The organism is Falsiruegeria sp. JB4-1, assembly GCF_055693495.1.
The window spans coordinates 2,301,734-2,322,800 of record NZ_JBVFTZ010000001.1; the positions used below are offsets into that span (position 1 = coordinate 2,301,734).

Consider the following 21,067-nt stretch of genomic DNA (forward strand, 5'->3'; position numbering starts at 1 on the left):
AGATGTGAGACATTGCTCTTTCCAAGATTACCTCGCCGTGGCTGTGGCCAAGTACTGGCACGCTCCTCCTACGGATTAGCCACGCCCTTGGGCAGACCAAATGACTATTGTTCGCTAACGTCTCGCCCCAAAGTATTTTTTTTGTTGCTTGTAGCCTGTCTCCACGAAAAAGCCCGGCTTGAACACCGGGCTTTTTCGGATCATTCGGCTTGGCTGATCAATAGAATGCCTGCAACCCTGTTTGAGCCCGCCCAAGGATCAGAGCGTGAACGTCATGGGTACCTTCGTACGTATTGACGGTCTCGAGGTTCACCATGTGTCGGATGACCTGGAATTCTAGGCTGATCCCATTGCCGCCGTGCATATCACGGCTGTGGCGCGCGATCTCCAGTGCCTTGCCACAGTTGTTGCGTTTAACGATCGAAACCATTTCTGGCGCCGCGTTGGCTTCGTCCATCAAACGGCCTACCCGCAGGCTGGCCTGCAGGCCCAAGGCGATCTCGGTCTGCATGTCGGCCAGCTTGCGCTGGAACAGTTGAGTTTGTGCTAGCGGACGGTTGAATTGCTGACGGTCCAGACCGTACTGACGTGCACCGTGCCAGCAGGCCTCGGCCGCGCCCATCACACCCCAGCTGATGCCGTAACGCGCGCGGTTCAGACAGCCAAAAGGACCTTTGAGGCCTTGAACATTTGGCAGCAAGGCATCCTCACCGACCTCAACCCCGTCCATGACAATCTCGCCTGTGATCGAGGCCCGCAGGCTCATCTTGTTATCGATCTTGGGTGCGCTGAGACCCTTGGTGCCTTTGTCCAAGACAAAGCCACGGATTTTGCCATCGTGCGCGTCGGATTTGGCCCAAACCACAAAGACATCCGCAATCGGTGCGTTCGAGATCCACATCTTGGATCCGGTCAGACGATAGCCTCCGTCGATCTTCTCGGCGCGGGTTTTCATTCCAGCCGGGTCCGAGCCCGCGTCAGGTTCGGTCAGGCCAAAGCAGCCGATGAATTCGCCGCTAGACAGTTTCGGCAGGTATTTGTTGCGCTGCTCTTCGCTGCCATAGGCATAGATCGGGTACATCACCAACGAGCTTTGCACAGACATCATCGAGCGATAACCGCTGTCGACACGCTCGACTTCGCGCGCAACCAAACCATAGCTGACATAGCCCGAACCCAGACCACCGTATTGCTCTGGGACAGTTACGCCCAAAAGGCCCATTTCCCCCATTTCGCGGAAGATTTCCGGATCGGTCTGTTCGGTCTGGAATGCCTCGGTGACGCGCGGTTGCAGCTTTTCCTGCGCGTATGCGCGGGCGCTGGAAGCGATCATGCGTTCGTCTTCGTTCAGCTGATCGTTCAGGCGAAACGGGTCTTCCCAATCAAATTTGCCAAGATCAGGTGCGTCTTTGGCGCGAAGGGTCGGTTTGGCAATGGGGGCATTCATAGCGCGTCTCCAGTTAAGATTTGTGCGCACATTAACCTGCAAAATAGTCAAAAAACAGCGAGACTTTCGCATTGTTTCATGACAAAAACGCATGCATGAGCATTTCCCATCGATTTTTGCCCTCTATTTCCTCGCTACGCGCGCTAGAGGCATTGGACCGTTTGGGTTCAGCTTCCGCTGTCGCGGACGAAATGTCTCTCACCCAAAGCGCCGTCAGTCGGCAGTTGCAGGGGTTGGAGCAGCATCTGGGGGTCGAGCTGATCCAGCGGGATCGCAAGCGCCTGTCGATTGCACCTGCTGCACAGGATTACGTGACCGAGGTCAGGCAGGCGTTGAACCAGATCGCCCAAGCCTCGTTGCGATTGCAAGTGGCACCGGTGGGGGGAACTTTGAATCTCGCGATCCTGCCGACCTTTGGAATGCGATGGTTGATGCCGCGTCTGCCCGAGTTTGCGCGGCTTCACCCCGAGATCACGATCAACATGTCTACCCGCCTCGAGGCTTTCAACTTTGCGCAAGAACCCTTTGATGCCGCGATACATTTTGGTGTTGGGGATTGGCCAGATACGGACAACTTGTTGCTGCGCACCGAACGCGTTTTGCCTGTTTGCGCACCCTCGTTGATTCAAGCCAAAACCCCACAATCACCCAAAGACCTGTTGCGTTTGCCGCTCCTGCACATTCAGACGCGGCCAAACGCATGGCAGGATTGGTTGGAGCAAAATTACGTGACACTAACTGCTCCCCTTCCCGGCACCATGTACGATCAATTTTCAACCATCACTCAGGCGGCGTTGCATGGACTGGGTGTGGCTTTGATCCCGGATTACCTGGCCGAGCAAGATTTGGCGACAGGGCGTCTTATGGCGTTGCACCCCCAGGCAATTGAAACCAAGGGCGCTTATTATCTCGTCTGGCCGCGCGCCAAATCACGCGACCAGTCTTTGATGGATTTCCGGCATTGGCTGGCCTCCAAAGCGCAGCCCGAGGACGATCTGCCCCGTTAACCCAAAGCGTAGCCTGCTCCACGCACGGTGCGCACCGGATCGGATCCGCCGTGCTGAGTCAGAGCTTTGCGCAGACGGCCGATGTGTACATCCACGGTGCGCGTGTCGACATAGATGTCCCTACCCCACACGCGGTCCAGCAGCTGCTCACGGCTCCAGACGCGGCCCGGCTTTTCCATGAACGTTGACAGCAAGCGAAACTCAGTCGGGCCGAGCTTTAGCGGCTTCTCGTTGCGGCTGACCTTGTGGGTCTCGGCATCGAGGATGATGTCGTCGAACTCCAGTCGAATGCCAACGGTCGCCGGGCGCACACGCCGCAGCTGGGTGCGGACGCGGGCCATCAGCTCGACCACCGAATACGGCTTGACCACATAGTCATCTGCCCCGGTTTCCAGTCCGCGCACCTTGTCCACCTCTTCGGACCTGGCCGAGAGCATGATGATCGGAATACTCCGCGTTTCGGGCCGGGTCTTCAGGCGACGACAGACTTCGATCCCGCTCAAGTTCGGCATCATCCAGTCCAGCACGATGATGTCGGGGTTGTCTTCATCCACCAACAAAAGTGCCTCATCCCCGTTTTCGGCCTTGGAGACGCGGAATCCCTCAGCTTCAAGGTTGTAGGCCAGGACCTCGCGTTGTGCCAACTCGTCCTCGACAACCAGAACGGTGGGTTGATCGGCTGACATGGTCCCTACCCCTTGCTCGCAATCGACGTGGTGTCGGCTTTGGGGCGCGCCTCTTCTGGACGCGAGCCAGTCACGAGATAGACCACCTGTTCGGCGATCGAGGTCACGTGATCCCCCATGCGTTCGATGTTCTTGGCAATGAAATGCAGGTGCATGCAGGATGTGATGTTGCGCGGATCCTCGGCCATGAAGGTCAGGAATTCCCGGAACAACGCGTTGTACATCTGGTCAACCTCGTGGTCACGATTGACCACGTCCTGCGCCAGCTCGGCGTCGCGCTGGATATAGGCGTCCAGTGCGTCCTTGAGCATCAGCTCGACCTCACGCGCCATGCGGCGCAGGGCTGCGGCGCTGTCGTTGACAGGCGGTGATTGCACCAGCACGCCAGTCCGCTTGGCGATGTTCTTGGAATAGTCTCCAATGCGTTCCAGATTGCCCGAGACCTTGAGCACCGACAGCACCAACCGCAGGTCAGAGGCAGTTGGTGAACGCAGCGCGATTACACGGGCGGTTTCTTCGTTGATCAGATCTTCAAGCGCGTCGATGGCCTTGTCGCCTGCGCGGACCTGCTCGGCCAGTTCCTCGTCGCGAGTTTCCAGCGAGCGTGCCGCGCCCATGATGGCGGCCTCGACCAGACCGCCCATCTTCATGATGTGGGCCTGAATGGCTTCCAGGTCGCGGTCGAATGCCGATGCAATATGTTGTTCGGTGGTGTTCATGAACTTGTCCTCAGCCGATCCGTCCGGTGATGTAGCTTTCGGTGCGGGGGTCGTTGGGGTTGGTAAAAATCTGGCCGGTTTCGCCAAATTCGACCAGGTTGCCCAAGTGAAAGAATGCGGTCTTCTGACTGACGCGTGCGGCCTGCTGCATCGAGTGGGTCACGATGACCACCGAATAGCGCTGGCGTAGCTCGTCGATCAATTCTTCGACCTGTGCGGTTGCGATCGGGTCGAGCGCCGAGCACGGTTCGTCCATCAGCAGCACTTCGGGTTCGGTCGCCACAGCGCGGGCGATGCACAGACGTTGTTGCTGACCACCCGACAGGCCCGTGCCCGGCGCATCCAGACGATCTTTGACCTCGTCCCAGATGGCACCGCGACGCAACGCCTTTTCGACAATCTCATCGAGGTCGGCCTTGTTCTTGGCCAGCCCGTGGATCTTGGGGCCATAAGCCACGTTGTCATAGATCGACTTGGGGAACGGGTTGGGTTTCTGGAATACCATCCCAACCTTGGCGCGCAGCTGCACCGGGTCGACCCGCTTGTCATAAATCTCTTCCCCGTCCAGCTTGAATGACCCTTCGACACGGGCGATGTCGATGGTGTCGTTCATGCGGTTCAGACACCGCAAAAAGGTGGACTTGCCGCAGCCCGAAGGGCCGATGAATGCGGTGACAGTCTTGTCTTCGATGTCGACGTTCACATCCTTGATGGCGTGTGTGTCACCATAGTAGACTTGGCAATCGCGACATTCGATTTTGGTCGTTTTGTTTTCCACGGCGTTGTCCTTGTGTGTCCGCGTATCAAACATGGGTTCGATCCTAACTTATTACCAGCGGCGCTCGAAGCGGCGACGCAGAATGATGGCGATGGCGTTCATGATCAGCAAGAAGACCAGCAGAACAATGATTGCCCCCGAGGCGCGTTCCACAAACGCCGGGTCGGCGCGTTGGGTCCAGTTGTAAACCTGCACCGGTAGTGCAGCGGCGGGTTCAAAGAAACCTTCGGGCGGGGCACTGGGGTATTCGCGCACAAAGGCGACCATACCGATCAGCATCAGAGGGGCGGTTTCACCAAGCGCCTGTGCCAAACCGATGATGGTACCAGTAAGAATGCCTGGCATCGCCAAGGGCAGCACATGGTGGAACACGGCCTGCATCTTCGAGGCACCAACCCCCAATGCGGCGTCCCGGATCGACGGCGGAACCGCCTTGAGTGACGCGCGCGTCGCAATGATGATCGTAGGCAAGGTCATCAGCGTCAGCACCAGACCGCCTACAATCGGGGCCGACTGCGGCAGGCCGGCAAAGTTGATAAAGATCGACAAGCCCAGGATACCGAAAACGATCGACGGCACAGCTGCAAGGTTCGAGATATTCACCTCAACCAGATCGGTGAACCGGTTTTTCGGCGCGAACTCTTCCAGATAAATCGAGGCTGCAACGCCAATGGGCAGCGTCAGACACAGAACGATGATCATCATATAAAGCGAACCGATGATCGCGACACCAAGGCCAGCCGCTTCGGGGCGGTTCTCGGATGCGTCTGCCATGGTCAGGAAACCCCAGTTCCATGAGGTTTTCAACAGGCCGGCCTCTTTCAGCTGATCGGCCAATTGCAGCTGCTCGGGCGAGACGTTCTTATCAATCTCGGCGGATTCCATCGTTACCCGGCCTTTGTAGTAGCCATCGATACGACCCGAGGCGAGGAACTTGAACTCCACCGTTTCCCCTACGCGGTTTACATCCTCGCGCACATAGCGGCGGAGGTCGGCAGCGCCCTCTTTCGAGATCAGAGCAGCGGCTTTTTTGGCGGTGAGGCCATCAACTGCGATACCGTTTTCTTCGGCCAGTTTTTCGAACGATGCGACAATCAGAGGTGCATAGCCAAATGTGGTAACCTTGCGGATCTCTTCAGGGTCGCCGGTCCCTTTCTTGTCCAGCTTGGCGGGGTCCAGATATACCTCAAGCGTGATGAACGTTTGAAAGAAAGCCGAAGAACCGTTGTAAAGGATCGAGCTGACAAGACCTACCAGCGCCATGACAGCGACAAAGATGGCGGCAATGCCGTAGCCTCGAAACCGGGCTTCGGCCGCGTTGCGTCGGCGGGTTCTGTCATCGGCGGCCAGAAGCGAAGTAGCGGGCTTGGTCGTGGGCGATGCTCCAGACGAGGTTGCGTCGGTCATTCGTACTGCTCCCGGTACTTACGGACGATGTAAAGCGCCAGGACGTTCAGCCCCAACGTGATGACAAAGAGGGACAGGCCAAGGGCAAAGGCCACCAGGGTCTCGGGGCTTTCAAATTCAGTGTCCCCGGTCAACTGGCTGACGATCTTGACTGTGATGGTTGTCATGGCTTCGAGCGGGTTGAGCGACAGTTTGGCTGCCGCCCCTGCCCCCATGACCACGATCATGGTCTCGCCAATGGCACGAGAGGCGGCCAGCAGGATCGCGCCAACAACACCCGGCAGAGCGGCAGGCAAGATCACCTGCTTGACGGTTTCCGACTGCGTTGCGCCCAAGCCGTAGGACCCGTCACGCATAGATTGCGGAACCGCGTTGATCACGTCATCGGACAACGAAGAAACAAAGGGGATCAGCATGATCCCCATGACAAGGCCGAGCTGTCAGCACAGAAGACGAGGACGTGCCCAGTCCCAAAGGCTGAGCAAAGTAGTCGCGTAGCAATGGGCCGACCGTGATCAACGCGAAGAGACCGTAAACAATTGTGGGAATACCAGCCAAAACTTCGACCATCGGCTTGATGATCGAACGCACTCGGCTGGTGGCATATTCGGACAAGTAGATCGCGACCATTAATCCGATGGGTACAGCAAAAAGAAGTGCCACAAAGGACACGTATAGCGTGCCCCACAGCAGCGGGAAGATACCTAGATCAGAACCGCCGCTGAACTGCGGGTTCCAGGTCAGGCTGAAGAAGAAATCTTTGGCTGGGTACAGCCCAAAGAACCGCACGGTCTCGAACACCAGCGAAAAGATGATGCCAACAGTTGTCAGGATGGCCACCAGGCTCGCCACGATCAAAAGCGTCTTGATCGCCCTCTCTGACACGTTCCGAGCGCGGTAGTCGGGGTGGATCCGCTTGACGGAAACGATAAAGCCAAAGATTGCAATCAAAAGGACCACGCCAGCCATCAAGAACCCAAGCGTACCTTTGATCTGGCGGTATTCTTTGGCCACCGACAGAACGTTTTGCTCAACTGCCGAAGCCAGCGCAATCCCCGCCTGACCCAGCATAGCGCGAACGTCAGTGTTTTCGGTTGTCATCGAGCTGATCTGCGTCTCGGTCACGATACCCGTTTCGACAGCAGTGTTCAGACCAGATGCAACCCTGCGGACATCAGACAACACAAGGCTGCGCGAGCTGCCCTCGGCAATGTCGGCATCGCTGATCATGTCGGAAATCTGGCCGTCGATGTAAAGCGGTTGCAGCAGCAACCAACCAATCATCACCAGAAGCGCAGGAACGGCCGTAAACAGGAACACGGTTTGACCGTAGTAGCCCGGCAAAGAATGAAGCCCGCGCGCGTCTCCGCCAGCGGAGCTGATCGCACGAGAGCGACCGATGACAAAGCCAATCGCGGCAAGGGCTACAACGACAAGAAGGACAAGACCGGCGTTCATGAAAACTCCAACGCGGAAGTCAAAGGGAGATAGCGAACAAGGTGGCGCCGATAACGTGGCGCCACCTTGAAAATCAATCGTCGATTAGTTCGACAGTGGTTCCATTGGGGTGCCGTTTGCGACCATTTCCTGGGTTGCGGCCAGTTCGGGGTCGGAAACCAGGCCATATTCAGCCAGAGGACCGTCAGGACCCGCCATGTCGTCGCTCACGAAGAAGTCGACATATTCCTGCAGGCCAGGGGTCACACCCAGGTGGGCCTTCTTGATGTAGAAAAACAGCGGACGCGATACGGGATACTCACCCGATGCGACGGTTTCGGTCGAGGGCGTGACATTATCCATGGTGGCGACGACCAGCTTGTCAGTGTTGTTCTGATAGAACGACAGGCCAAACACACCGATGGCTTCGGAGTTGGCCGCCAGACGCGACAGGGTCTCGGTGTAGTCACCGTCGATGTCGACCGAAACGCCGTCTGTGCGCAGAGCGTGACAGGCTTTCTTGGCCGCTTTCTTGTCGCCGCCGTTGGCTTCGGCAAAGATGTCCATGGCGCCGGTAGCTTTACAGCCTGCTTCCAGAACTTTCTTGTCGAACACTTCGCGGGTGCCGTGCTTGGTGCCGGGAATGAAGGCCAAAATGTTCTGTGCTCGGCAAGTCGCCGTTCACGTCCGACCACTGGGCGTTGGTGTTGTCGACCAGCTTGCCGTCAACCACCACCTGCTTGGCAATGGCGTTAAACCAGTCCGCCGGAGTGAAGCCAAACGATGGGCCGTTGATGTCGGATGCGAATACGATGCCGTCATAACCAAAACGAACTTCGATGATCTCGGTCACACCGTTCGAGGCGCACAGGTCGATGTCCGACTGCTTGATGCGCGACGACGAGTTAGCAATGTCGATGGTGTTGGGGCCAACGCCTTCACACATTTTCTTGCGGCCTGCGCCCGAACCGCCGCCTTCGACAACCGGTGTCGGGAAGTCAAAGTTTTCGCCGAAAGCTTCGGCCACGATCGACGCGTAAGGCAGAACGGTGGACGAGCCAGCAACCTGAACGTTGTCACGTGCGTATGCGGTGGTGGCAGAAACGGCAGCAATGGCGATGGCCGATGCAGAGAGTTTCACGAAGGACATTCTATGTCTCCTGATGAACAAAACTTGGGTCGATCACCCCCATGATGATCTTGCCGCGACTCGTAAGCGGCTTTGGTGAGGCTTTTGTGACAGGTATGTAACAGCTGTATGACAATGGCAGTTTTATGACGGATTTTTCTGCGGTGCAGAATGACGTCAGCCGCGATCGTTTTTTTGGTCCGAGGCCATGATCGCCGCAATTTCGGCACCTGCCATGGCCTGATCTGTGTAAGAAAACGTACCCGTTTCAAGGACTTCCTTACCCGCGTTCTGGATGGCCCCCAAGGCAGCCCGCGCAAAGGACCCACCTACACTGACCCGGCGCACCCCGGCGTCGGCCAACGCTTGCACCGAAAAAAACGGGGGTCTTAATCCCATGACAACGTTAACGGGCTTGTCGACTTCGTTACAAACGGTACGGATCGCCTCCAGATCCGGCAGGCCAGGCGCATAAAGGACATCCGCTCCAGCCTCGGCAAAGGCCTGCAGTCGCCTGATGGTATCGCCGATGTCTGGACGGTCCCACAAATGCCCTTCAGCCCGCGCCGTCAGCAGAAATGGAAGATCATAAGATGCCTCGGCCGCTGCACGCACCCGGTCGACGGCGTGCTCAAATTCAAAGATCGGATCGCTGGCATTTCCGGTGGCATCTTCGATGGACCCACCCACCAATCCGATGGCAGCAGCTTGTCGGATGGTTTCGGAACAGTCCGCCGGGTCACGGCCAAACCCATCTTCCAGATCTGCCGTGACAGGTAGGTCTGTCGCCTCAACGATCTCTCGCGCGTTGTCCAAAATCTCGGCCCGGCTCAATCCACAGATGCCATCGACCTGGCCCCGCGAAAATGCATAGCCAGCGCTGGTTGTGGCAAGCGCGGGAAATCCGACGACCGACAATAGCCGAGCGGTGCCACCATCCCAAGCGTTGGCCACGACAAAGGCACCGGGCCCTTGGTGCAATTTTAGAAATGTCTGAAACTTCTGCTGCGTGTCCATGTTTTCACTCTTCCCCAAAACCCAATGGTTGGAGTTTGATGGGCTGAGAACAAAATGGCAACTTACTTATAGCGGCAGTATGACGGTAAAGGTCGTCCCCTGCCCCAATTCGCTTTCAACCCGCAGCTAAGCCCCGATGGCGGTTGATGATATGTTTGACAATAGCCAGACCAAGGCCGGTTCCGCCCAACTCTCGCGAGCGATGGCTATCTGCGCGATAGAACCGTTCAGTTAGTCTCGGCAGGTGCACAGGATCAATGCCCGGTCCATGGTCGATCACCTGAATGCGGGCAGACGGGCCACGCACGGCCACATCGCGCTCCATCACGGTCAGTTTGATGTCCACGCGCCCGCCGCTACCACCGTATTTTATGGCGTTTTCGATAAGGTTGGTGAACACCTGCTGCAACTGATCCGGATCTCCCATTGTCCTGACAGGTGTATCCGGCGCGTCCAGGTTCAGTACGACACCTGCATCTTGGGCCAGGGGGCGAATGGAGTGTATTGTAGAGTTAATCTGAACTGTCAGATCCAGTTCTTCCTTAGGCCGCACGCGCTCTTCGCTTTCAACCCGGTTCAGGGACAACAGGTCGCCCACCAACCGGTTCATCCGGTTGGCTTCGCCATCCATGATCTCCAAGAACCGCTCGCGGGCCCCGGCGTCATCCTTGGCAGGCCCCCGTAATGTTTCGATGAACCCCATCAGCGCGGTCAGTGGCGTGCGCAACTCGTGGCTGACGTTGGCGACAAAGTCGCGGCGCATCTGATTGGCTTGTTCCAGGTGGGTGACGTCCGTGAAGCTGACCACCACTGCACCGCCTTGCACAGCGCCCACGTAGCGTACGTAGCGGCAGTTAACAATGAAAGTTGTATCTTGCGCTCCGTCATTGGACAGAAACCGCGTTTCCGCTGGATCCTTGGTGTCCAGGCTCTTTTCGATGGCTTCGATGACCTGCGGTTGGCGCAACAGCGTCGCAAAGTGGCGTCCGACGATGTTCTGCCCAAACATGGATCGCGCAACCCCATTGGCCCCGATCAAGCGTTCTGATTGATCAATCATCACCATGCGGCAGTGGGATCGCTTCGACAAAGTCGGGGATCAGGTCATCGGACATGAAAATACTCATAACGTTTTTCGGGTCTTACGCGCATCTTGCAATTGAACTGTAACACTTATGCGTCAAACGCCCGAGCTCACATCTTACCCTACAGGCTTCATGGTATCGCGAAACCGGCGCATGTTTTCCTGATAGTGCAATGCGCTCATTGTGATGCGCTGCGCGTTGGCATCATCGATTTCGCGAACCACTTTGCCTGGTGCTCCCATAACCAAAGAATTGTCAGGGATCTCCTTGTTTTCAGTGATCAGTGCGCCTGCCCCGATCAGGCAATTCTTGCCAATCTTTGCACCGTTCAAAATGGTTGCTCCCATTCCGATCAGCGTGTTGTCACCAATGGTGCAACCATGCAGCATGACCTTGTGACCAATTGTGCAGTTCTTGCCTATCGACAAGGGAAATCCAGCATCAATGTGCATGACACAGTTTTCCTGCACATTGCTGCCCTCACCCACGCGGATTTCTTCATGATCCGCCCGGATGGTGCAGCCGAACCAGACACTTGATCCTGCTTCTAAAACAACTTTACCAATAAGGTTGGCATCATGGGCAACCCAAGTGTCTTCGTGAATTTGCGGTGTGTTCTCGCCAAGTGAAAAAATCGTCATGACAGTTCCTCGAATTCGGTCTGCAGGGTTCGGACGTGTCGTTGCAAGGCTGGCTGTTGAATGCGACGCATACGTTCCGCTTCAACGATTGTCTTCAGTCGCGCTTCTGTCTCGTTCAGATCGTCGTTGATCAGCACATAATCGTAATACCCCCAATGGCTGATTTCGTCCCAGCTTTTGAGCATACGCTTGGAGATCACATCATCGCTGTCCTGAGCGCGGGTTTCCAGTCGACGCCGAAGCTCGCGGATGGAGGGGGCAAGATGAAAATCGATAATGCGTGTTTGCCAAGATCAGAATTGCGTATCTGGATTTCGCCCTGCCAATCCACGTCAAAAAGGACATCGTGACCCGAAACGATGGTATCTCGCACCGGACCGGCAGGCGATCCATAGAAGTTTCCGAACACATGAGCGTGTTCCAACATCTCTCCGTCCATCACCTGCTGTTTGAATTCATCCTCGCTCAAAAAGAAATAGTCGCGGCCATGTTCTTCTCCGGGGCGAGGTTGCCGTGTAGTCGCCGAAACCGAAAACTTCAGGCTGTCGTCCCAGGCCATCAATCGCTTAGCCAACGTGGATTTTCCAGCACCTGAAGGTGAGGAGAGTATTATCAAAAGGCCGCGGCGATCTGTCATGATGCTCTCTTTCTCTTGCTCATTCGACATTCTGAACCTGCTCACGCATCTGGTCGATCACAGCTTTGAGTTCCAAACCGACAGCGGTCAATTCCGAGTTCTGGGATTTTGAGCACAAGGTGTTGGCTTCGCGGTTGAACTCTTGCATCAGGAAGTCGAGTTTTCGCCCGACAGACCCGCCTTGCTCAAGCAGGTCCCGTGCTGCTGAAACGTGGGCCCCAAGACGATCAATCTCTTCTGTGACATCTGATTTTACTGCCAGGATGGCCAATTCCTGTGCCACCCTATCCGGGTCGACCCCATCTGCATTGTCCAGAACACGCGCCAGATTGGCTTTGAGTGTTTCTGCAACCGTCGCCGCGCGGACTTCGGTCAGGTCAACCGCCTGAGACGTCAGGGCTTCTACGATCCGCAATTGTTCGGTCAAGATACCGTACAAAGCCCGCCCTTCGACGGCGCGCATTTGCAAGAACTCACCAATCAACGCGTCAAATTCTGTTTTCAGTTGCGCCACCAATGGCGCCGGATCGTCATCGGCAGCCGTGGCATCCAGCATTCCGCGCAAGGCCAACAGATCCGAAGCTTTGGATGGCGCGAGCGTTACGCCACGCAGCATCGCCTTGTCTTCGATTTCGGACATCGCTTCGAGTGCTGCGTCCAGTACTGCCGTGTTCAAACTCAGCACACCCGCATCTTCGACCCGGCTAATCTTGAGCGCGACGGTCACGCTCCCGCGGGACACCGACTTAGGCAACGTCGAGCGCAAAGCGGCTTCCAGGCCATCCAACCAGTCCGGAACGCGGACACGCAAATCCAATCCCTTCGAATTGACACTGCGCAATTCCCAGGCCCAGCTGTGGGGGCCGAGCTCCCCTCGCGCCGAGGCAAAACCGGTCATAGATCTGATCATGTGTTCCCCATCTCTGTAAACGTTCCCAATCGAGGGTTGGCGGCACCTAATGCCATACAGTGGAACAGAGCAAGCCCTGCTTGATCCGGACGCTGCTCTTGCTTTTCGCAAGATCGACGCGAAGCGGCAAGTTCATGCCACCTTCCGACCCGACCCCAAGCGTTAACCATTCATTAAAGATTTGCTCCAAAATTGACTCAACGCGTGTCAGATTAACCTTTGAGTAACCTAATGCGTCGGCCAGGTATTTTCCCTATCATGGGAGCAACAACGGCGCCAAAGGACGAGGACATGCGCATGTTGCGATTTATTGGTGAGAAGTTAAGCGGCAATACGGACAAGGTGGTTTCAATGGATCGGTTCCTTAACGGGCGCAGCCTGTCCCCTATCCGACAGGCCGAGGCGTATTGGTCGGCCTTGCGTGTTGACGGTGGCATTCCACACCGTTCGGACATCGACCCGCGTGGATTGGGCAACATTCTGGAATACACCTTTGTGTTAGAGCGAATTGCTCCGGGCATCGCCCGCTTTCGTCTTGCCGGTCAACACCTGAGCAAAGTCTCAGGAATGGAAGTTCGGGGCATGCCCTTGACGGCCTTGTTTTCAGGCAGTGCCCGGGCCGAAATTGGCGCAACGCTGGAACATATCTTCGATACACCCGCAATTGCCGAGCTGGATTTGTCAGCACAGCGTCGGTTTGCACGCGCCCCGCTCGAAGCTCGTATGATACTTTTGCCATTACTGAGCGACTTTGGCGAAGCCAGCCGCGCGTTGGGGGTTCTTGTAACTGAAAGCGATCCCGACAAACGATCCTCTCACAGTTTCGATATCAAGCACTCACGGATCAGGAACCTGAACCGCGCATCTGAGCAAGTTGCACGCAAGCCTGACCCCGTGCCCGGATCTCGCCGAAGAGCAAAAAACACTTGAAGCTAAACCGGCTTTGAAACTGGTCGTATCAAGAGATTAAAACAAAAACGGCGGGCACAGCGGCCCGCCGTTTTGCATTTTCGCAACATGGCCAATTATCCAGCTGCGCGTGCTTTGCGTCCTGACCGCAGCTCTCGACAACTCTTCGGCCACAAGGAACGCCAGTTCCAGCGACTGGCTGGCATTCAGACGTGGGTCGCATGCCGTGTGGTAGCGATCGCTCAGGCCTTCTTCGGTCACAGCACGCACGCCACCAGTGCATTCGGTCACGTCCAGGCCGGTCATCTCAAAATGAACGCCGCCGGGGATCGTACCCTCAGCCGAATGCACACCAAAGAAGTCGCGAACTTCGCGCAGAACGGACTCAAATGGCCGGGTTTTGTAGCCGGTCGACGACTTGATGGTGTTACCGTGCATGGGATCACAGACCCAAGTCACGTTCGCGCCTTCTTCCTGTACCGCCTTGATCAGGCGCGGCAGGTGCTCGCCGACATTGCCCGCACCAAAGCGCGCAATCAGAGTCAGGCGCCCCTCTTCGTTTTCAGGGTTCAGCTTGGACATCAATACCTTGAGGTCATCGGCTGTGGTTGTTGGACCGGTTTTCAGGCCGATGGGGTTCAGAACACCACGGCAGAATTCCACATGTGCGCCGTCGGGCTGACGGGTGCGATCGCCGATCCAGATCATGTGGCCCGAGCCAGCCAGCCAGTTCCCAGAGGTTGTGTCCAGCCGGGTCAGCGCTTCTTCGTATTCCAACAGCAGACTTTCGTGGCTGGTGTAGAAATCAACCGTGGCCACCTCATGCGTTGTGTCGGCGTTGATACCCGCCGCTGCCATGAAGTCGATGCTGTCCTGAATCCGGTCGGCAACTTCGGAATACTTCCGCACATCCTGATCATTGGCAAAGCCAAGTGTCCAGGAGTGCAGCCGTGTCATGTCGGCGAAACCACCGGTCGAGAACGCACGCAGCAGGTTCAGGGTCGCTGCAGCCTGCGTGTAAGCCTGCAACATCTTTTTGGGGTCCGGGATGCGGGCCTCGGGTGTGAAGGCCAGTTCGTTAATGATGTCGCCACGGTAGCTAGGCAGTTCCACGCCATCCACCACCTCGGTCGGAGCCGAGCGAGGTTTGGCGAATTGCCCGGCCATCCGGCCCACCTTAACCACAGGCACCTTGGCCCCATAGGTCAGGACGATCGCCATCTGTAGCATCACCTTGAAGGTGTCGCGGATAGCATCAGCGCTGAACTGTTCAAAGCTCTCGGCGCAATCGCCACCCTGCAACAGAAAGGCTTCGCCACGTGCGGCGGCGCCAAGTTGTTTCTTCAGGCGGCGGGCCTCGCCAGCAAACACCAGCGGCGGATAATTCGAAAGCTGCGACTCAACGGCCGCCAGGGCCGCTTGATCGGTATAGTCAGGCATCTGAACCCGCGGTTTGCTGCGCCAGTTCGATTTTTGCCACTCACTCATAGCTCTATTCTCCGCTAAGGTAATCTTAGGGGGTCTCTATACAAAAAGCGGCGATCAGAGGCCATATGCGATTTGCGGCTCTTGACGAGAGAATTAAGCTCTGAGCATGGTGCCTAATGCGCCGCAAAAGCCACGAAACCCTCGGCGCTTACAGATAAGGAATACTGAGCCATGCAAGAGCAACGCCAAGTTGTCGATGTGGACACCGATCAAACCAAACCCAAGAGGTTCGTCTTTGTCCTGTTGGACAGATTTTCGATGTTGTCATTTGCTTCGGCGCTGGACAGCTTGAGAATCGCAAATCGCATGTCCAATCGCGAGCTCTATAGCTGGCTCCTTATTGGTGAGAGTGGTGACGTTGTAAGTTGCTCGGCCGGAACCACGTTCAAATTAGACGATGAACTTATCGAACTGTCGCGTGATGATGTCGTGTTGCTCTGCGGTGGTGTGGACGTTCAGTTGGCAACAACCAAGAAGCTTCTGAACTGGCTACGACGCGAAGCCCGTAAAGGGTTGCGAATTGGTGGGTTGTGCACCGGAGCCTATACGATGGCCAAGGCTGGAATGCTCGACGGCAAGAAGGCGACGATCCATTGGGAAAACGCAGACAGCTTTGCGGAAGAGTTTGACGAAGTCGAACTAACCAAGTCGGTTTTTCTGATCGAAGGGAACCGAATGACGACTGCCGACGGCACGTCTTCGATTGACCTGATGCTCAAGGTCATCGCCGAAGGTCACGGCGAAGAACTTGCAAACGCCGTTGCTGACCAGATGATCTACTCCTCGATCCGAACTGATCAGGACACCCAACGACTGTCGGTACCAACCCGGATTGGCGTGCGGCACCCCAAGTTGAGCCAGGTCATCCAGATGATGGAAAAGAACATCGAGGAACCGATCAGCCCTTCGATCCTGGCCAAGGATGTGGGCATGTCGACCCGGCAGCTCGAACGGCTGTTCCGCCGGTATCTGAATCGCTCGCCCAAACGCTACTACATGGAACTGCGCCTGCAAAAGGCACGTAACCTGTTGATGCAAACGGACATGAGCGTGATCAACGTCGCTCTTGCCTGCGGCTTTGCCTCACCCAGCCATTTCTCAAAGTGCTACCGGGCGCATTACAACACTACGCCCTACCGTGAGCGTGGCGCGCAGGCTTCGCGACTATCGGTGTGATCCGAACAGGCCGCTTGCTGCTGCGCCCCGCGCGCGCAGATGATTTGACTGCGCTGCACGCAATCTTCTCTGATCCCTCTGCCATGCGGTACTGGGATCGGCCTGCTTATGATGAAATCGAGATCACCGCGCGGTTTCTCGATGGTTTGATGGCACAGAACCCAAAGGTCAGTTTCGACCTCATCATCGATTTTGAGGGGCGCTGCATCGGAAAAGCCGGGGTTTGGAACAGCCCTGAGGTCGGTTACATTTTGCATCCAGACTTTTGGCGCAAGGGAATTGCGTTCGAGGCCCTGTCGACCCTTCTTCCCAGGGCATTCGAACGATTTCCGGATGAGCCTGCCTTGACGGCACAATGTGACCCACGCAATTCAGCATCGATCGCATTGTTGTCGAAACTGGGATTTCGCAAGGTCGGACACGAGAAAGCCAACTTTCTCTATGGTGACGACGAGTGGTGTGACACTGCATATTTTGAACTTTTGCGAACCGCTATTTCGCAGGAGTCATCCGATAAACCGCCCCCTGCCCAACCGAAATGAACCAGATCGAGCCATCGGGTGCTTCGACGATATCGCGCACGCGTTCTGTTTCAGCGCTCTTAATCTGTTCTACCTCGCGCACATTGCCGCCGTCCAACCGCGAGATGTAGTTGAATTTCAACGATCCGACAAACAGATCGCCTCGCCATTGCGGCCAGAGTTTCCCGGAATAAACCATCAACCCCGAAGGCGCGATGGAGGGGTCCCAATAGTGCTTGGGTTGTTCCATGCCGGGTTTCGATGTCCCCTCGCCGATCTTGCCGCCTGAATAATGAACACCGTAAGAAATGATCGGCCAGCCATAGTTCGCGCCCTTGCGGACGGCGTTGACCTCATCTCCGCCCTTGGCCCCGTGCTCAGACGTCCAAAGCCGACCCTTTGCATCCAACCCAGCACCTTGTGGATTGCGATGGCCGTAGGACCAAATCTCGGGCCGGATCCCTGCACTGGCCAACGAAGGGGTTGTCTCCGGGCACGGTGCCATTGCGGTTGATGCGCACGATGGTGCCGTTGTGATTTGACCGATCCTGTGCTGAAGGTCGATCGCCACGATCTCCGATGGTGACAAAGAGGGTACCGTCGCGCGCCTCAACCACCCGGCTGCCAAAATGTCTCCCGCCTGAACCGCCTGCCGCGGCTTCAAAGATCGTGCGAACATTTGTCAGTCTCCGCCCGTTGGTGTCCAGTTTGGCTACTGCCAAAGCGGTGCCTGCACCGCCACGTTGCCGTTTGGAATAGGTCAAGAAAATCTCACGCGAACGGGCGAAGTCCCGAGCCACGGTAACATCCAGCAACCCACCCTGCCCCCGAGCATGCACCTTGGGGACGCCTGAAACCTTGGTGGCTTTCCCTTCGCGCACATGCAGCAGATCGCCATCTCTTTCCGTGATCAGATATCCACCCGTCGGTAGAACCCCAATGGCCCAGGGGGTTTCCAGCCCGCCAATCATTTTCGTGAGTTGAACTGCCCCGGCCCGAGTGTTGAATGTTTGCGCCGTGACGGGGTGCGCCAACCCCATGATCAGCAGAATCGCGAACCTAACCCACATGACTGAAACCTCCGAATTGGCAAACTTAACTCTCAATCTGGTGTGAAAATCGCTGAAACCAAACAGGATCGCCACGCAAAAACACGTTATCGTTAGGACTTTTCTTTTTTGCAGAGCTTGCCTAGGGTCGATCACAGAACGATCACGTTCCAACTAGGGAGTTAACCATATGAAAAAGCTGCTCACCGCAACTGCGGCAACGGCGCTGATGGCAACCACTGCTATGGCAGGCGGTCACGCCAAAGAAGTCAAACTGGGTATCATCTTCGGCTTTACCGGCCCGATTGAATCGCTGACCCCACCGATGGCGGCTGCCGCCGAACTGGCGATGAAAGAAGCAACCGACAGCGGCTTGCTGCTGGACGCGGCCACAGTCACTCCGATCCGTGCTGACTCGACCTGCATCGACTCGGGCGCAGCGACCGCGGCCGCTGAGCGTCTGATCACATCCGATGGCGTGAACGGCATCGTGGGCGGCGACTGCTCGGGCGTCACCGGCGCGATCCTGTCGAACGTTGCACTGCCCAACGGCATGGTCATGATCTCGCCGTCGGCGACCTCGCCCGCTCTGTCGACCGCCGAAGACAACGGCCTGTTCTTCCGCACCGCACCGTCGGATGCCCGTCAGGGTGTTGTGATGACCGAAGTTCTGATGGAACAGGGCGTCAAGGAAGTCGCGCTGACCTACACCAACAACGACTACGGCAAGGGCCTGGCAGACAGCTTCCAAGGCGCGTTTGAAGCCGCAGGCGGCACCGTGACCATTTCCGCCGCACACGAAGACGGCAAGGCCGACTACTCGGCCGAAGTAGGCGCATTGGCTGCTGCGGGTGGCGAAAAGCTGGTGATCGCCGGTTACGTTGACCAGGGCGGTTCGGGCGTGATGCGTGCGGCGCTGGATTCGGGCGCGTTTGACAGCTTCCACTTCCCCGATGGCATGTACGGCGCCAAGCTGGAAGAGAACTTTGGTTCCGAAATCGACGGCTCGACCGGTCAGCTGCCGGGCACCGACAGCCCCGGCGCTGGCACCATGGTTGAAATGGGCGAAGCCAACGGTTTTGACGGCACCTCGTCGTTTGTAGGTGAATCCTATGACGCCGCAGCCCTGATCATGCTGGCGATGCAGGCCGCAAACTCCAACGCACCTGGCGACTATGCCTAGGCAAGGTGATGGATGTCGCCAACGCACCGGGCGAAAAGATCTATCCGGGTGAGCTGGCCAAGGCGCTGCAGATCCTGAAAGACGGCGGCGAAGTCGATTATGTCGGCGCCACTGCTGTTGAATTGATCGGCGGCGGCGAGTCGGCTGGTAACTATCGCCAGTACGAGATCAAGGACGGTAAAATCACCACAGTCAAATTCCGCTGATGCGAAATTGACCTGAAAAACGATCAGCCCGGGCCTTGTGTCCGGGCTGTTTCGATGACAGAAGGCCGCACCTCAAAATCGGATGAGGCCAACAAATAAGGGGTCCGCGCCAAAAAACAGCGGACGGGGGAAAACATGATCGTCGTCGAAGACGTGCATAAGCACTTTGGCGGGTTTCGCGCGGTGGATGGTGCATCGCTGGAAATCGCCGAGGGTTCCATTACTGGGCTGATCGGCCCGAACGGGGCCGGAAAGACCACACTGTTCAATGTCATCGCAGGTGTCCTGCCGCCCACCAGCGGCAAGGTGACCATGGCGGGTGAAGATATCACCGGCCTGCCGCCGCATGAGTTGTTTCACAAAGGGCTGCTGCGGACCTTTCAGATCGCACATGAGTTCAGCTCGATGTCGTGCCGCGAGAACCTGATGATGGTTCCAGGTGCGCAATCGGGTGAGGCACTGTGGAACACCTGGTTCGGACGCAAGCGCATTGCCGACGAGGAACGCGCGCTGCGGGCTAAGGCCGATGAAGTGCTGGAGTTCCTGACCATCGAACATCTGGCCGACCACAAGGCGGGTCAGGTTTCAGGCGGTCAAAAGAAACTTCTGGAACTGGGCCGGACCATGATGGTCGACGCCAAGATCGTCTTCCTCGACGAGGTCGGTGCCGGCGTGAACCGCACGCTCTTGATGACCATCGGTGACACGATCCTGCGCCTGAACAAGGAACGCGGATACACATTTGTCGTCATCGAGCACGACATGGATTTCATCGGCAAGATCTGCGGCCCGGTCATTTGTATGGCCGAGGGCAAGGTTTTGGCCGAAGGTTCGCTGGACGAGATCAAGGCCAACGAGCAGGTGATCGAGGCCTATCTGGGCACCGGTCTGAAGAACAAGGATCAGTTGGAGAACGCAGATGGCTGAACCCTTTCTGATCGGTGACACGATGACCGGCGGCTACGGCAAGGGCCCCGACATCCTTCACGAGTGCACCATTGCCGTGAACCCCGGCGAGATTGCTGTCATCGTCGGCCCCAACGGCGCTGGTAAATCCACAGCGATGAAGGCCGTGTTTGGCATGCTCGACGTCCGTCAGGGCGCGGTGCGTTTGGACGGCGAGGACATCACCAAGCTCAGCCCGCAGGACCGCGTGGTCAAGGGCATGGGGTTTGTGCCGCAGACCTCGAACATCTTCACCTCAATGACGGTTGAAGAGAACCTTGAGATGGGTGCATTTATCCGCACCGATGACATCTCGGACACAATGGAGCAGGTGTATACCCTGTTCCCGATCCTGCGCGACAAGCGCCATCAGGCAGCTGGCGAGCTGTCGGGGGGTCAGCGTCAGCAGGTGGCCGTGGGTCGCGCGCTGATGACCCAACCCAAGGTGTTGATGCTGGACGAACCCACCGCGGGTGTGTCGCCCATCGTCATGGACGAGCTGTTTGACCGCATCATCGAGGTCAGCCGCACCGGCATTCCGATCCTGATGGTGGAACAGAACGCCCGCCAGGCGCTGGAAATCGCCGACAAGGGATATGTGCTGGTCCAGGGCCGCAACGCCTATACCGGCACCGGGAAAGAGCTGCTGGCTGATCCCGAAGTCCGCAAATCATTCCTGGGGGGCTAACT

General features: G+C 57.0%; 15 protein-coding genes and 6 pseudogenes. 7 read left to right on the forward strand and 14 right to left on the reverse strand.

All coding sequences use genetic code 11. The features are described 5' to 3' along the window. Positions 1-217: 217 nt before the first annotated feature. Positions 218-1,447 (reverse strand): acyl-CoA dehydrogenase, encoded by a 1,230-nt coding sequence (locus ACZ1HE_RS11785; RefSeq protein ID WP_472621001.1) that lies wholly within the window; start codon positions 1,445-1,447, stop codon positions 218-220. Positions 1,448-1,542: 95 nt separating this feature from the next. On the opposite strand from ACZ1HE_RS11785, the gene ACZ1HE_RS11790 reads away from it, so the two are divergent. Continuing rightward, positions 1,543-2,454, forward strand: coding sequence for a LysR family transcriptional regulator (locus ACZ1HE_RS11790; protein ID WP_472621003.1), 912 nt, complete (start codon positions 1,543-1,545; stop codon positions 2,452-2,454). Here ACZ1HE_RS11790 and phoB read toward each other — a convergent pair. From phoB to ACZ1HE_RS11845, 11 genes and pseudogenes are all read right to left on the reverse strand, one after another. After that, positions 2,451-3,140 (reverse strand): phosphate regulon transcriptional regulator PhoB, encoded by a 690-nt coding sequence (gene phoB, locus ACZ1HE_RS11795; protein WP_472621005.1) that lies wholly within the window; start codon positions 3,138-3,140, stop codon positions 2,451-2,453. The two genes, ACZ1HE_RS11790 and phoB, sit on opposite strands and share 4 nt — an antisense overlap. Before the next feature lie 5 nt (positions 3,141-3,145). Continuing rightward, positions 3,146-3,859 carry a phosphate signaling complex protein PhoU gene (gene phoU / locus ACZ1HE_RS11800; RefSeq protein ID WP_472621007.1) on the reverse strand — a complete coding sequence of 238 codons (714 nt, stop codon included), beginning with the start codon at positions 3,857-3,859 and terminating at the stop codon, positions 3,146-3,148. Positions 3,860-3,869: 10 nt separating this feature from the next. Further along, positions 3,870-4,670 (reverse strand): phosphate ABC transporter ATP-binding protein PstB, encoded by an 801-nt coding sequence (gene pstB, locus ACZ1HE_RS11805; RefSeq protein ID WP_472621009.1) that lies wholly within the window; start codon positions 4,668-4,670, stop codon positions 3,870-3,872. Positions 4,671-4,688: 18 nt separating this feature from the next. Continuing rightward, entirely contained in the window at positions 4,689-6,044 is a 1,356-nt protein-coding gene (pstA, locus tag ACZ1HE_RS11810; RefSeq protein ID WP_472621011.1) for a phosphate ABC transporter permease PstA, read from the reverse strand. Next, a pseudogene (gene pstC / locus ACZ1HE_RS11815) lies at positions 6,041-7,502 on the reverse strand (phosphate ABC transporter permease subunit PstC). The gene pstA and the pseudogene pstC overlap by 4 nt, the downstream one beginning before the upstream one ends. A gap of 84 nt (positions 7,503-7,586) precedes the next feature. Further along, positions 7,587-8,631: pseudogene (locus ACZ1HE_RS11820) on the reverse strand (substrate-binding domain-containing protein). A gap of 156 nt (positions 8,632-8,787) precedes the next feature. Next, positions 8,788-9,627, reverse strand: a complete 840-nt coding sequence (locus ACZ1HE_RS11825) for an isocitrate lyase/PEP mutase family protein (RefSeq protein WP_472621013.1) — start codon at positions 9,625-9,627, stop codon at positions 8,788-8,790. 66 nt (positions 9,628-9,693) lie between these two features. Next, positions 9,694-10,742, reverse strand: a pseudogene (locus ACZ1HE_RS11830) (sensor histidine kinase). An 86-nt stretch (positions 10,743-10,828) separates the two neighbouring features. Continuing rightward, positions 10,829-11,353: a gamma carbonic anhydrase family protein gene (locus tag ACZ1HE_RS11835; RefSeq protein ID WP_472621015.1), complete on the reverse strand. Its 525-nt coding sequence runs from the start codon at positions 11,351-11,353 to the stop codon at positions 10,829-10,831. Further along, positions 11,350-11,990: pseudogene (gene gmk / locus ACZ1HE_RS11840) on the reverse strand (guanylate kinase). The gene ACZ1HE_RS11835 and the pseudogene gmk overlap by 4 nt, the downstream one beginning before the upstream one ends. Positions 11,991-12,009: 19 nt before the next feature. Then, entirely contained in the window at positions 12,010-12,900 is an 891-nt protein-coding gene (locus ACZ1HE_RS11845; protein ID WP_472621017.1) for a YicC/YloC family endoribonuclease, read from the reverse strand. A gap of 297 nt (positions 12,901-13,197) precedes the next feature. Here ACZ1HE_RS11845 and ACZ1HE_RS11850 point away from each other — a divergent pair, with 297 nt between their 5' ends. Then, a complete protein-coding gene (locus tag ACZ1HE_RS11850; protein WP_472621019.1) occupies positions 13,198-13,830 on the forward strand; it encodes a PAS domain-containing protein in 633 nt (210 codons plus the stop codon). A 36-nt stretch (positions 13,831-13,866) separates the two neighbouring features. Here ACZ1HE_RS11850 and ACZ1HE_RS11855 read toward each other — a convergent pair whose 3' ends face one another. Further along, positions 13,867-15,249, reverse strand: coding sequence for a class II 3-deoxy-7-phosphoheptulonate synthase (locus ACZ1HE_RS11855; RefSeq protein WP_472621021.1), 1,383 nt, complete (start codon positions 15,247-15,249; stop codon positions 13,867-13,869). Positions 15,250-15,468: 219 nt separating this feature from the next. Here ACZ1HE_RS11855 and ACZ1HE_RS11860 point away from each other — a divergent pair, with 219 nt between their 5' ends. After that, positions 15,469-16,473 carry a GlxA family transcriptional regulator gene (locus ACZ1HE_RS11860; protein ID WP_472621023.1) on the forward strand — a complete coding sequence of 335 codons (1,005 nt, stop codon included), beginning with the start codon at positions 15,469-15,471 and terminating at the stop codon, positions 16,471-16,473. Continuing rightward, positions 16,470-17,015, forward strand: coding sequence for a GNAT family N-acetyltransferase (locus ACZ1HE_RS11865; protein ID WP_472621025.1), 546 nt, complete (start codon positions 16,470-16,472; stop codon positions 17,013-17,015). Before ACZ1HE_RS11860 ends, ACZ1HE_RS11865 begins: the two co-directional genes overlap by 4 nt. Here ACZ1HE_RS11865 and ACZ1HE_RS11870 read toward each other — a convergent pair. Next, positions 16,966-18,034: pseudogene (locus ACZ1HE_RS11870) on the reverse strand (PQQ-dependent sugar dehydrogenase). The gene ACZ1HE_RS11865 and the pseudogene ACZ1HE_RS11870 overlap by 50 nt on opposite strands. Before the next feature lie 199 nt (positions 18,035-18,233). On the opposite strand from ACZ1HE_RS11870, the pseudogene ACZ1HE_RS11875 reads away from it, so the two are divergent. The 3 genes and pseudogenes from ACZ1HE_RS11875 to ACZ1HE_RS11885 all read left to right on the forward strand — a co-directional run bounded on the left by ACZ1HE_RS11875 (position 18,234) and on the right by ACZ1HE_RS11885 (position 21,065). Continuing rightward, positions 18,234-19,432: pseudogene (locus tag ACZ1HE_RS11875) on the forward strand (ABC transporter substrate-binding protein). A 135-nt stretch (positions 19,433-19,567) separates the two neighbouring features. Continuing rightward, a complete protein-coding gene (locus ACZ1HE_RS11880) occupies positions 19,568-20,359 on the forward strand; it encodes an ABC transporter ATP-binding protein (RefSeq protein ID WP_472621027.1) in 792 nt (263 codons plus the stop codon). Beyond that, on the forward strand, positions 20,352-21,065 hold the full coding sequence (locus ACZ1HE_RS11885) for an ABC transporter ATP-binding protein (RefSeq protein ID WP_108787526.1): 714 nt from the start codon (positions 20,352-20,354) through the stop codon (positions 21,063-21,065). The genes ACZ1HE_RS11880 and ACZ1HE_RS11885 overlap by 8 nt, the downstream gene beginning before the upstream one ends. Positions 21,066-21,067: the final 2 nt, after the last annotated feature.

Excerpts from the sequence above, each read along its gene's own strand:
- ACZ1HE_RS11785 (WP_472621001.1), bottom strand. The coding sequence starts at position 1,447 with ATGAATGCCCCCATTGCCAAACCGACCCTTCGCGCCAAAGACGCACCT.
- ACZ1HE_RS11790 (WP_472621003.1), top strand. The coding sequence starts at position 1,543 with ATGAGCATTTCCCATCGATTTTTGCCCTCTATTTCCTCGCTACGCGCG.
- phoB (WP_472621005.1), bottom strand. The coding sequence starts at position 3,140 with ATGTCAGCCGATCAACCCACCGTTCTGGTTGTCGAGGACGAGTTGGCA.
- phoU (WP_472621007.1), bottom strand. The coding sequence starts at position 3,859 with ATGAACACCACCGAACAACATATTGCATCGGCATTCGACCGCGACCTG.
- pstB (WP_472621009.1), bottom strand. The coding sequence starts at position 4,670 with ATGTTTGATACGCGGACACACAAGGACAACGCCGTGGAAAACAAAACG.
- pstA (WP_472621011.1), bottom strand. The coding sequence starts at position 6,044 with ATGACCGACGCAACCTCGTCTGGAGCATCGCCCACGACCAAGCCCGCT.
- ACZ1HE_RS11825 (WP_472621013.1), bottom strand. The coding sequence starts at position 9,627 with ATGGACACGCAGCAGAAGTTTCAGACATTTCTAAAATTGCACCAAGGG.
- ACZ1HE_RS11835 (WP_472621015.1), bottom strand. The coding sequence starts at position 11,353 with ATGACGATTTTTTCACTTGGCGAGAACACACCGCAAATTCACGAAGAC.
- ACZ1HE_RS11845 (WP_472621017.1), bottom strand. The coding sequence starts at position 12,900 with ATGATCAGATCTATGACCGGTTTTGCCTCGGCGCGAGGGGAGCTCGGC.
- ACZ1HE_RS11850 (WP_472621019.1), top strand. The coding sequence starts at position 13,198 with ATGTTGCGATTTATTGGTGAGAAGTTAAGCGGCAATACGGACAAGGTG.
- ACZ1HE_RS11855 (WP_472621021.1), bottom strand. The coding sequence starts at position 15,249 with ATGCCTGACTATACCGATCAAGCGGCCCTGGCGGCCGTTGAGTCGCAG.
- ACZ1HE_RS11860 (WP_472621023.1), top strand. The coding sequence starts at position 15,469 with ATGCAAGAGCAACGCCAAGTTGTCGATGTGGACACCGATCAAACCAAA.
- ACZ1HE_RS11880 (WP_472621027.1), top strand. The coding sequence starts at position 19,568 with ATGATCGTCGTCGAAGACGTGCATAAGCACTTTGGCGGGTTTCGCGCG.
- ACZ1HE_RS11885 (WP_108787526.1), top strand. The coding sequence starts at position 20,352 with ATGGCTGAACCCTTTCTGATCGGTGACACGATGACCGGCGGCTACGGC.